Origin of the sequence: Kocuria sp. CCUG 69068, assembly GCF_020833785.1 — a bacterium.
Lineage (GTDB): Bacteria > Actinomycetota > Actinomycetes > Actinomycetales > Micrococcaceae > Kocuria > Kocuria rosea.
Map to the genome: position 1 here is coordinate 1 of NZ_PDDL01000108.1, position 11,316 is coordinate 11,316.

General features: G+C 75.1%; 9 protein-coding genes. 5 read left to right on the forward strand and 4 right to left on the reverse strand.

Annotation, left to right across the window (positions count from 1 at the left end; genetic code table 11):
- Positions 1 to 1,895 (reverse strand): ABC transporter ATP-binding protein (locus CRM73_RS15815; protein WP_229588418.1); only part of this gene is annotated, 1,895 nt, incomplete at its 3' end.
- Positions 1,896 to 1,968: 73 nt separating this feature from the next.
- Between CRM73_RS15815 and CRM73_RS15820 the strand changes: the two genes are divergently transcribed.
- The gene (locus CRM73_RS15820; protein ID WP_109268543.1) at positions 1,969 to 2,469 is read left to right on the forward strand and encodes a MarR family winged helix-turn-helix transcriptional regulator; all 501 of its coding nucleotides are present in this window, start codon (positions 1,969 to 1,971) and stop codon (positions 2,467 to 2,469) included.
- 25 nt (positions 2,470 to 2,494) lie between these two features.
- Here the strand turns inward: CRM73_RS15820 and ald are convergent, their stop codons facing one another.
- Positions 2,495 to 3,589 (reverse strand): alanine dehydrogenase, encoded by a 1,095-nt coding sequence (gene ald / locus CRM73_RS15825; protein WP_095649823.1) that lies wholly within the window; start codon positions 3,587 to 3,589, stop codon positions 2,495 to 2,497.
- A 75-nt stretch (positions 3,590 to 3,664) separates the two neighbouring features.
- Complete coding sequence (locus CRM73_RS15830) at positions 3,665 to 4,666, reverse strand: D-2-hydroxyacid dehydrogenase (RefSeq protein ID WP_035925582.1); 1,002 nt, start codon at positions 4,664 to 4,666, stop codon at positions 3,665 to 3,667.
- 64 nt (positions 4,667 to 4,730) lie between these two features.
- Between CRM73_RS15830 and CRM73_RS15835 the strand changes: the two genes are divergently transcribed.
- The 4 genes from CRM73_RS15835 to CRM73_RS15850 all read left to right on the forward strand — a co-directional run bounded on the left by CRM73_RS15835 (position 4,731) and on the right by CRM73_RS15850 (position 10,106).
- Complete coding sequence (locus CRM73_RS15835) at positions 4,731 to 6,002, forward strand: aspartate aminotransferase family protein (protein WP_035925578.1); 1,272 nt, start codon at positions 4,731 to 4,733, stop codon at positions 6,000 to 6,002.
- A gap of 136 nt (positions 6,003 to 6,138) precedes the next feature.
- The gene (locus CRM73_RS15840; protein WP_255662969.1) at positions 6,139 to 7,602 is read left to right on the forward strand and encodes an NAD-dependent succinate-semialdehyde dehydrogenase; all 1,464 of its coding nucleotides are present in this window, start codon (positions 6,139 to 6,141) and stop codon (positions 7,600 to 7,602) included.
- On the forward strand, positions 7,592 to 8,806 hold the full coding sequence (locus CRM73_RS15845; protein ID WP_229588422.1) for a M24 family metallopeptidase: 1,215 nt from the start codon (positions 7,592 to 7,594) through the stop codon (positions 8,804 to 8,806). The genes CRM73_RS15840 and CRM73_RS15845 overlap by 11 nt, the downstream gene beginning before the upstream one ends.
- A gap of 4 nt (positions 8,807 to 8,810) precedes the next feature.
- On the forward strand, positions 8,811 to 10,106 hold the full coding sequence (locus tag CRM73_RS15850) for a PLP-dependent aminotransferase family protein (RefSeq protein ID WP_229588424.1): 1,296 nt from the start codon (positions 8,811 to 8,813) through the stop codon (positions 10,104 to 10,106).
- A 59-nt stretch (positions 10,107 to 10,165) separates the two neighbouring features.
- Here the strand turns inward: CRM73_RS15850 and CRM73_RS15855 are convergent.
- Positions 10,166 to 11,316 (reverse strand): alpha/beta-hydrolase family protein (locus CRM73_RS15855; RefSeq protein WP_229588426.1); only part of this gene is annotated, 1,151 nt, incomplete at its 5' end.

Here is an 11,316-nt window from a genome sequence, read left to right on the forward strand (position 1 = left end):
GGGCCGGTCCGGGCGGCCAGCCGGGCGAACGGGCCGCCGGCCGCGCGCAGCTCCCGCGGCGCGCCCCGCTCGACGATGCGTCCGCCCTCGAGCACCACGACCTGGTCGGCGTTCTCGACCGTGGAGAGCCGGTGCGCGATGGTCAGGGTCGTGCGGCCGGCGGCCAGCCGGTCGAGGGCCTCCTGGACCTGCGCCTCGGTGGTGTTGTCCAGCGCGCTGGTGGCCTCGTCGAGGACCAGCACGGGCGGGTTGCGCAGCACGGTCCGGGCGATGGCCAGGCGCTGCTGCTCCCCGCCGGAGAAGCGGTGGCCGCGCGCGCCGACCACGGTGTCCAGCCCATCCGGCAGCCCGGCGACGGTGTCGGCGACGCGCGCGGCGCCCAGGGCGGCCCACAGCTCGGCGTCGGAGGCGTCCGGATCGGCCAGCAGCAGGTTCGCGCGCACCGTGGCGTGCACCAGGTAGGTCTCCTGAGAGACGACGCCCACGATCCGGGCGAGGTCCGCCGGATCGATCTCCCGCACGTCGACGCCGTCGATCGTCACCCTGCCGCGGGCGACGTCGTTGAGCCGCGGCAGCAGGGAGCCGAGGGTGCTCTTGCCCGAGCCGGTGGGTCCGACCACCGCCGTGGTGGTGCCCGCCGGCAGCACCAGGTCGAGCTCGTGCAGGACGTCGGCCCCGTCGTCGTAGGCGTGGCGCACGCCCTCGAACCGGACCTCGCCGCGCACGGCGGCCGGGTCCAGCCGGACGGGCGCGGCGGGCGGGACGATCTGCGGCTCGAGGTCGAGGTACTCGAAGATCCTGCTGAAGAAGGCCAGCGCGGACACCCACTGCACGCCGATGTTCAGCAGGCCCATGACGGGCCGGAAGATGGTCCCCTGCAGGGCGGTGAACGCCACGAGGGTGCCGATGGTCATGCCGCCGCTGGTGGCCGGGAAGCCGGCGGCCAGGTAGATCACGGCGGGGATGGCGGCGAAGACGATCTGCATGGTGGCCATCCGCCAGCGCCCGGCCAGCTGGCTGCGCAGCTCCAGGCCCACGAGCCGGTCGGAGCGCTCGGTGAAGCGCTCCGCGTCCCGCGCGGTGGTGCCCAGGGTCTTGGCCAGGCGGACCCCCGAGACGGACAGCCCCTCCTCCACCTGGGTGTGGAGCGCGGCGAGCTCCCGCTGGCGCTCGTCGGTGACGTCCCGGCGGATCAGGGCCACGCGGCGGGAGAGCCAGATCGCCGGCGGCAGCACCACCAGGGAGACGAGGCTCATCGCCGGGGACAGCGCCACCATGGCCACGGCCGTCGCCACGGCGGTGGTGAGGTTGGACGCCACGCCCGTGGCGGAGCTGGTGACCACGGACTGCATCCCCGCGATGTCGTGCGTGAGCCGCGACTGCACCTCCCCGCCCCGGGTCCGGGTGAAGAACCCCAGCGACTGGGCCTGCAGGTGGGTGAAGAGCTGCACGCGCAGCGCGTGCATCACCTGCTGGCCCATGGCGGTGGCCATCCAGGTCTGGACCACGCCGATCACGGAGGTGAGCGCCGCGACCCCGACCATCGAGGCGGTGAGCAGCACCAGCAGGCGGGTGTCGCCGCCCGGCAGGGCGTCGTCGATCACGCCGCGGACCAGGAACGGCTGGGCGAGGTTGACGACCGAGGACGCGGTGATGAGCACGACGACGAGCGCGATCGTGCTCCGGTGCGGGGCGAACAGCGCCGCGATCCGGCGCGGGCTGACGGGGTGCCGGGCGAGCTGCGTCCGGTCCGCGGGGTTCCGGCGCGCAGGCCGACCTCCGCCCCCGCCGCCTCCGGGGCCGGCGCCGGGCAGGACGCCCGGGCTGTCGGCCGGGGTGCCTCCGCCGTCGTGCGCCGGGGTGCGGACGCGCGCGGGGTGCTGGGTCGTCGCCATGGGATCCTCCTCGGGAACTATCAAGGAGGTTACCTCTCTATGAGGTAACCCGCAATGGGGATAGGATGACGCCATGCCCAACGACGCTCCGGATCCGGCCCGCCTGGGGGACCTGCTGCACGCCGTCTTCCGCCGGCTGCGCCGCCGGTGGGCCGAGCAGCTGGCCCCCTTCGGACTGACCCCGCACCAGTTCCGGGCGCTCGACGCCCTCGCCGGATGTGCCGGTGAGCCGGGGCACCGGCAAGGCCCGGCCGGGACCTGCCGCCACGGCGGCGGGTCCGCCAGCCTGCGGGTGAAGGACCTCGCCGAGGCCCTGCGCATCGCCCCGCGGTCCGCCACGGAGGTGGTGGACCTGCTCGAGCAGAAGGGGCTCGTGGAACGGGTCCCGGACCCGTCCGACCGGCGGGCCACACTGGTGGCGCTGACGCCCCGGGGCACCGGTCTGCGCGAGCGGGTCCGGGAGGACCGGCGCCGGGAGTCCGAGGAGTACTTCTCGCGGCTGGCCCCGGAGGACCGGGTCGAGCTGGAGCGGCTGCTCCGCCTGCTCACGGCGGACGGCCCGGCGCCGGACTGAGCCCCGGCGGGACGTCCGCCGGGACTCAGTCCAGCTGCGCGGGCAGGTCCGCGAAGGCCTCCGCCACCCCGGCGTGCCGGATCCGCCCGGCGGCCGTGTTGAGCCCGGCCGCGAACTCCGGATCGGCGGCCAGGGCCTGCTCCGGGCCGCGGGCCAGGCGCCGCAGATAGGGCGTGGTGGCGTTGGCGAGGGCCCGGGTCGCGGTGCGCGGCACGGCGCCGGGCATGTTCGCCACGCAGTAGTGGGTGATGCCGTCCACCTCGAACGTCGGGTCGTCGTAGGTGGTCGGGTGGGAGGTCTCGAAGCACCCGCCCTGGTCGATGGCGACGTCCACGAGCAGGGCGTGGTCGTGCAGCACCGCGAGGTGCTCGCGGCGCACGAGCTTGGGCGCCGCCGCCCCCGGGACGAGCACCGCCCCGATCACCACGTCCGCCCCGGAGATCTCCTCCTCGAGCACGTGCTCGTCGCTCATCAGCACGCGGGCCCGGTGCCCGAGCAGGTCGGTGAGCTCGCGGATCCGCACGCCGTTGGCGTCGAGCACCGTGACGTCGGCCATCAGCCCCGAGGCCATCAGGGCGGCCTGCGTGCCCACGACCCCGCCGCCGACCACCACGACCTTGGCCGCGGCGACGCCGGGGACCCCGCCCATCAGGAGCCCGGGGCCGCCGGCGTTGGACTGCAGGTGGTGGGCGGCGGACTGCGCGGCGAGCCGGCCCGCGATCTCGGACATCGGCTGGAGCAGGGGCAGGGTCCGGCCGGCGCGGACGGTCTCGAAGGCCACGGCGGTGGTGCCCGCCTCCAGCAGCGCCTCGGTGAGCGGGCGGTCGGCGGCCAGGTGCAGGTACGCGAAGAGCGTGAGGTCGGGGCGCAGGAAGCCGTACTCCTCGGCCACCGGCTCCTTCACCTTGACCAGCAGCTCCGCCCGCTCCCACACGGCGGACCGGTCGACCACCTCGGCCCCCGCGGCGGTGTAGGCGTCGTCGTCGAACCCGGAGCCCTCCCCCGCGCCGGTCTCCACGAGCACCTCGTGGCCGTCCCGCACGAGCTGGGTCACCCCGGCGGGCACGAGGCCCACCCGCCGCTCGGCCGGCTTGATCTCTCTGGGAACTGCTACGCGCATGGTCCGTGCTCTCCTCTCGTCGTGGCCCGCCGGCACGGGACCCGCGGCGCCGTCGCCGGCGGTCCCGCCGCCCCCTCACCGGGAGCGGACGTAGCCGGCGTTCTTGTCCACCTGGTCGACCAGCCGCTCCCCGGCCGTCCAGCGCCGGAGGTTGTCCTCGAACTGGGCGGCGAGCTCGTCCCGCCACCCCTCCACGTCCCCGCACATGTGCGCGGACACGTGCACATTGTCCATCGCCCAGAAGGGGTGGTCCCGCGGAAGGGGCTCCGTGTCGAAGACGTCCAGGGTCGCGGCGGCCGGACGCCCCGCCCGGAGGGCCTCCAGCAGCGCGTCCTCGTCCACCAGCGCGCCCCGGCCCACGTTCACGAGGTGGGCGTGCGGGGACATCGCCGCGAGCACCCGGGGGCCCACGATCCCGTGCGTCCGCCCGGTCAGCGGGGCGGCCAGCACCACGTGGTCCGCCCACCCGGCGTGCTCGGCCAGCTCGGCGGCGGGGACGACGGTCCCGAAGTCCGGGTCCTCCGTCCGCGCCGTGCGCCCGGCGCCGCGGACCTCCACCCCCACCGCCCGCAGCAGCCTGGCGGTGGCGCGGCCGATCCCCCCGGTGCCCACGACGAGGGCCGTGGAGCCCTGGGTGCGCCGCAGCTCGCGGTGCACCCACCGGTGCTCGCGCTGCAGCCGCGCGCTCCGGTGCAGCTGCTTGTCCTGGGCCAGGACCGCGGCGAGGACGAACTCGGCGATGGGCCGGTCGAAGACGCCGTGCGCGTTGGTCACCAGCACCGCCGAGGAGCGCAGCGCCGGGAACAGCACGGCGTCCACCCCGGCGGCCGCGACGTGCACCCAGCGCAGCCCCGTCGCGGCGTCCCACGCGCCGGCGAGCGCGTCCGAGAAGAAGTCCCACAGCAGCAGCACCTCCGCCGGGCGCCGCCCGCCGGTCCCCGCGAGGGCGTCGGCGAGGCCCTCGCGCGTCACCACGGTGACGTCGGCGAGGGCCCGGAGGGCCTCCTCGTTGCCGGGCGGTGGCGTGCCCTCGGCGGTCAGCACGACGACACGGGGCGGCTCGCGCACGGTGCTCATGGGGCCACCCTACGGGGGCGGTCCGATTGTTGACAATCTGCACGGGCTGTTCCCATGATGGGCCATGACCTCACTGAGTCCGCTCCTGAAGCAGGCGACCCCGGTCGTCGTCGACTCCGCCCGGGGCTGCTGGATCTCCGGCACGGACGGGCGCGAGTACCTGGACTTCACCACCGGGATCGGGGTGACCAGCACGGGCCACTGCCACCCCCGGGTGGTCGAGGCGGCCCGCGAGCAGGTCGGCCGGGTCATCCACGCCCAGTACACGACCGTGCTGCACCCCCCGCTGCTCGAGCTCACCGAGAAGCTGGGCGAGGTCCTGCCGCCGGGCCTGGACTCCGTGTTCTACGCCAACTCCGGCTCCGAGGCGGTCGAGGCCGCGGTGCGGCTGGCCCGGATGGCCACGGGCCGGCCCAACGTGGTGGTCTTCCAGGGCGGCTTCCACGGCCGCACGGTGGCCGCGGCGACCCTCACCACAGCGGGCACCCGGTTCTCCGCCGGCTTCTCCCCGCTCATGGGCGGGGTGCACATGGCCCCGTTCCCCTACGCCCACCGCTACGGGTGGGACGAGCGGACGGCGGTCGACTTCGCCCTGCGGGAGCTGGACTACCTCCTGGTGACCAGGACGGCGCCCGAGGACACCGCGGCCCTCCTGATCGAGCCCGTGCTCGGCGACGGCGGCTACCTGCCCACCCCGCCGGCCTTCCTCGAGGGGCTGCGGGAGCGGGCGGACCGGCACGGGATCCTGCTGGTGCTGGACGAGGTGCAGGCCGGGGTGGGGCGGACCGGGCGGTTCTGGGGCCACCAGTTCGCGGACGTGGTACCGGACGTGCTGATCACCGCGAAGGGCCTCGCCTCGGGCTTCCCGATCTCGGCGATCGCGGCGCCGACCGCGCTGATGGAGCGGGGCTGGCCCGGGTCGCAGGGCGGGACCTACGGCGGCAACGCCGTGGCCGCCGCGGCGGCCTGCGCCACCCTGGACGTGGTCCGCGACGAGCACCTGGTGGAGAACGCGCGGGTCCGCGGGGACCAGCTGCAGGCGGGGCTGCGGCCCCTGCAGCAGCGCTACCCCGGGATCAGCGACGTCCGCGGCCGCGGGCTGATGCAGGGCGTCGAGTTCGCACAGGAGGACGGCTCCCCGGACGCCGCCGCCGCGCTCGCCGTGCAGCAGGCCACCACCGGCCACGGGCTGCTCACCCTGACGTGCGGGCCGGCCGGCAACGTGGTCCGGCTGATCCCCGCGCTGGTGGTCTCCGAGCAGGAGATCCGCACGGGCCTCGAGCGCTTCGAGGCCGCCCTGGCCGAGGTCCTCGCCGGGGCGGCGGCGACCGCATGAGCCCCGCCCCGTCCCGCACCGCGCCCGGACGCACCGGATCCCGCCCCGCACCCCGCGCCGATCCCGACCGGAAGGACACCCCGTGACCGACTCCGCCGCCCCCACCACCGCCCCCATCACCGCCTCCGAGGACGTCCTGCGCCGGTCCCGGGAGGCCGTCGCCGGGGTCAGCACCGGGGTCTTCGTCGACGGCGAGTGGACCGAGGCCGCCTCCGGGCGCCGCTTCGACGTGGTGGACCCGGCCACCGAGGAGGTCGTCGCCACGGTGGCGGACGGCGGCCCGGAGGACGCCGTCCGGGCGATCGAGGCCGCGGGGCGGGCCCAGAAGGACTGGGCGCGGACCGCGCCCCGCGAGCGCGGCGAGATCCTGCGCCGCTCCCACGACCTCATCATGGCCCGCCGGGACGAGCTCGCGCTGGTGATGTCCACGGAGATGGGCAAGCCCCTCGCCGAGGCCCGCGGGGAGGTCGCCTACGCCGCCGAGTTCTTCCGCTGGTTCTCCGAGGAGGCCGTGCGGATCGGCGGGGACATGACCCTCTCGGGGGACGGGAGGACCCGGATCCTGGTCTCCAAGGAGCCGGTGGGACCCTGCGTGCTGGTCACCCCGTGGAACTTCCCGCTGGCCATGGGCACCCGCAAGATCGGCCCGGCCGTCGCGGCCGGCTGCACGATGGTCTTCAAGCCCGCGAACCTCACGCCGCTGTCCTCCCTGGCCCTCGTGGACGTCCTGGTGGAGGCCGGACTGCCGGCGGGGGTGCTCAACGTCGTGTGCACCTCGAGGGCCTCCTCGGTGGTCGGGCCCTGGATGTCCTCGGGGATCGCCCGCAAGATCTCCTTCACCGGCTCCACCGAGGTGGGGGTGCGGCTGCTCGAGCAGGCGGCCCAGCACGTCATGCGCTCGTCCATGGAGCTGGGCGGCAACGCCCCCTTCATCGTGTTCGAGGACGCCGACCTCGACGTGGCGGTCGAGGCCGCGATGACCGCGAAGATGCGCAACATGGGCGAGGCCTGCACGGCGGCCAACCGCCTGTTCGTCCACCGCTCCGTGGCCGGGGAGTTCTCCGCACGCCTCGCGGAGCGCATGGGCTCCCTCACCGTGGGCCACGGCGTGGCCGAGGGCACCCAGGTGGGCCCCCTCGTCGAGGAGAAGGCCCTGGCCAAGGTGGAGGAGCTCGTGGACGACGCCCTGGCCCGGGGGGCGTCCGTGCTGTGCGGGGGACGCCGGGCCGGGGGCCGGGGCTGGTTCTACGCCCCCACCGTGCTGTCCGGGGTCAGCTCCGAGGCCGCGCTCATGTCCCAGGAGATCTTCGGGCCGGTGGCGCCCGTGGTGGCGTTCGACTCCGAGGAGCAGGTGCTCGGGTGGGCCAACGACACCCCGTGGGGGCTCGTGGGCTACCTCTTCACCCGCGACGTGGACCGCAGCTTCCGCGTCAGCGAGGCCCTCGAGGTCGGCATGGTCGGGATCAACACGGGGCTGGTCTCCAACCCGGCGGCGCCCTTCGGCGGGGTCAAGGCCTCGGGCCTCGGGCGCGAGGGCGGCCGCACGGGGATCGAGGAGTTCCTCGAGACGAAGTACACGGCGGTGCCCCGTGGCCGATGACACCGTGGCCGATCCGGACGTCCGCCCCGCGCTGTTCCCCGACGCGGAGTACGCCGCCCGGCTGCGCGCGGTGCGGGGGCGGATGGCGGAGCAGGGCCTGGATGCGCTGCTGGTGACCGACCCCGCGAACCTGTTCTACCTGACGGGCTACGACGCCTGGTCCTTCTACACCCCGCAGCTGCTGTTCGTGCCGGCGGAGGGCGAGCTGCTGCTGTTCCTGCGGGAGATGGACGCCAACGGCGCGTTCCGCACGGCCCGGCTGGACCCCGGGCAGATCGTCGGCTATCCCGAGCGCTACGTGCACCGCCCGCACCTGCACCCCTTCGACTGGGTGGCCTTCGCCCTGCGCCGCCGCGGCCGGGTCGCCCCCGCCGCCCGGGGGTGCGTGGGCCTGGAGATGGACTCCCACTTCTTCTCCCCCAAGGGCTACCGCTCGCTCGTCAACGCCCTCCCGGAGTGGACCCTCGTGGACGCCTTCGACCTCGTGAACTGGGTGCGCGCCGTGAAGTCCCCGACGGAGATCCAGTACCTGCGCACGGCCGCCCGCGTCACGACGGCCGCGATGCAGGCCGCGATCGACACGATCGAGCCCGGGGTCCCGCAGCACCTCGTCGCGGCGCAGATCGCCAGGGCCCAGGTCGAGGGGGTCGACGACGCGTGGGGGGACTTCCCGGCCATGGTCCCGATGCTCCCCACCGGGGCCTCCGCCGACACCCCGCACCTCACGTGGTCGGACCGGGTGCTGCGGGAGGGCGACGCCGTGGTGGTGGAGCTCGCCGGGGTGCACCGGCGCTACCACGTGCCGCTGGCCCGCACGGTGATGCTCGGCCCGCCCACGGCCGAGCTGGGTCTGCTCGAGGAGGCCGTGGCCTCGGGGCTCGAGGCCGTGCTCGACGTCACCGCCGCGGGCGTCCCGGTGCGCGAGCTCGCGAGCACCTGGAACTGGGCGCTCGCGGAGTTCGGGCTCGAGAAGCCCAGCCGGCTCGGCTACTCCGTGGGCATCGGCTATCCCCCCGACTGGGGCGAGCGCACCATCAGCATCCGCTCGGAGGACGAGAGCGTGCTCGCCGAGAACATGACGCTCCACCTCATCTGCGGCATGTGGATGACCGGGTACGGCTACGAGGTCTCCGAGTCGATCCGCATCACCGCCACCGGGACGGAGGCCCTGACCTCCTTCCCCCGAGCCCTCATCAGGAAGTGATCCCATGACCACCACCGCCGCATCCCTCACCACCGTGGCCGGCCTGCGCACCGCCCCCACCGCGGGGGTGGGCGGCGACCCCGCCCGGGGCCTGCTGCCCCTGGCCCGCCGGGCGGACGGGCTCGTGGGGTCGGTCATCGACTCCTCGACGTCCCTGCTCGCCGCCCAGACCCACGACATCGTCCGCTTCGCGATGGGCGCCCCGGCCGCCGAGGTGATCCCCACGGAGCAGTTCCGGCGGATCGCCGCCGAGGTCCTCGGCGCCGGCTCGTTCACGTACGGGGCCACGGAGGGCGAGCCCGGTCTGCTCGAGACCGTCGTGGCCCACCACTCCACGACCCCGGAGCCGACCCGGCCCGAACGGCTCGTCATCACCTCCGGCGGCATGCAGGGCCTGGACCTCGCGTTCAAGCTCTTCGTGGACCCGGGCGACCTCGTGGTGGTCGAGTCCCCCACCTACACGAACGGCTCCGGCACCGCCCTCAGCTACGGCGCGGACCTGCTCGAGGTCCCGGTCGACGAGGACGGCATGGACGTGGACGCGCTCGAGACGCTGGTCGCCGAGACGGGGCGCACCCCGCGGGCGGTCTACACGATCCCGAACTTCCAGAACCCCTCCGGCACCACGCTGAGCGAGCCGCGCCGGCGGCGCCTCCTGGACCTCGCGCACCGGTGGGGGGCCGTGATCATCGACGACGACCCGTACGGGGGCCTGCGCTTCGCCGGCGAGGACGTCCCCGGCTTCCGCGAGATCAGCCCGGACGACCCGCTCGTGTTCTCGGTGCGGACCTTCTCCAAGGTCCTCGCCCCGGGGCTGCGCGTGGGGTGGGTGGACGCCGACCCGCGGCTGCGGAGGCTGCTGATCGCCGGCAAGCAGGCCATGGACACCTGCACGAACGTCCCCGGTCAGCACATCGTGGAGCGGTTCGTGCGCCAGGGCGGCTACGACGACCACCTGGCCGGCCTGCGCACGGAGTACCGGCGGCGCAAACAGGCCATGGACGCCTCGATCGCCCGTCACCTGGGCTCCCGGGTGGTCACGACCGACCCCGAGGGCGGCTTCTTCCTGTGGGTGACCCTGCAGGGCGACGACGCGGCCGTGGCCACGCCCCGGCTGTTCGAGATCGCCCTCGCCGAGGGGGTCGCCTTCATCCCCGGTCCCGCGCTGTCCCCCTCGGGCCGGTTCCAGGACGCCTTCCGGCTGTGCTTCGCCTCCACGAGCCCGGAGCGCACGGAGGTGGGCGTGCAGCGCCTGGCCCGGGCCCTGGACCTCGCCCGGGCGGAGCTGACGGGGCGGTAGCACCGGGCCGGCCCGGGACCCGGCGGCCGGGACGACCGCGCCCCGCCCGGCCGCCGGCCTCAGTCCGCCCCGGCGTCCTCGTAGGGGTAGGCGGCGATGACCTCCCGGACGCGGTCCAGGGCCGGCCCGTCCAGGCCGTGGTCCGGCAGGACGGCGGCCCACGCGTCCACGGCGACGTCCCCGTAGTTGTGCCCGTGGCCGGCCGGGACGGCCTCGCCCAGGACCATGTCCACGGCCAGCTGGAGGTAGGTCAGGAGCGGGATCCACACCATCGCGTCGCTCACGTCCGCGGCGCGCCCGCCCTCGGCCTGCGATCCCGCCAGCCACTCCGGCCGCTGCCAGATCACGGCGGGGTCCAGCCAGGTGATGGGGTCCGTGGCGTGCTGGAGGTAGGCGATCCGCGGGCGCTCCCACGGCCCGGGCACGGCGTCGAAGTCCCCCGGGACGGAGAGCCAGCGCACGGTCCGGCCCTGGTCCAGGACCGGCTGCCACACGGGGCTGCCGGGGTCGCGGCCCTCCTGCAGGCTCCGCCAGGGCTGGGCGTTGTTCGGCGGGCCGGTGAACACGGCGCCGTCCGTGCGGCGGGTCATCTCCGGGACGTCGGCGAACACGGACTGCATCCCGGAGGCGCCGAGGCTCAGCCCGTACACCACCAGCCGGGGACGGTCCCCCGCCGGCATCCGCGCCCACTCGGCGTGCACGGCGTCGAACAGCGCCCGGCTCGAGGCGCGGGGCAGCTCCGGGGCGAAGAGGAAGGAGACCCAGCTGGGCTGGTAGGAGTACTGCGTGGCCACGATCGCCGTGCGCCCCGCGTTGAGGTACTCCACGGTGTCCACGGACTGGCGCTCGAGCCAGCCCGACCCGGTTGGCGCGGCCACCACCAGCACCTCCCGCTCGAAGCCGCCGGTGCGGCGCAGCTCGTCCACGGCCAGGGCGGCGCGCTCCTCGGCCGTCTCGGCCTGGTCCAGCCCCACGTAGACCCGCACCGGCTCCGCCGCGGGACGGCCCGTGACCTCCTCGATCTGCGCCGGGGTGGGCCCGCCGCCGACGAAGGCGCGGCCCTGCATGCCGAGCGCCTCCCAGCGCACCGGCGAGTCCCCGCCCGCCGAGCGCCACCGGGAGCCGGGCTCGACGACGCCCTCGGGGGTCGTCGCGTCCCGTGCCGCGTAGACCCGGTCCGCCGCGGCCAGCACGCCGAGCACCACGAGCA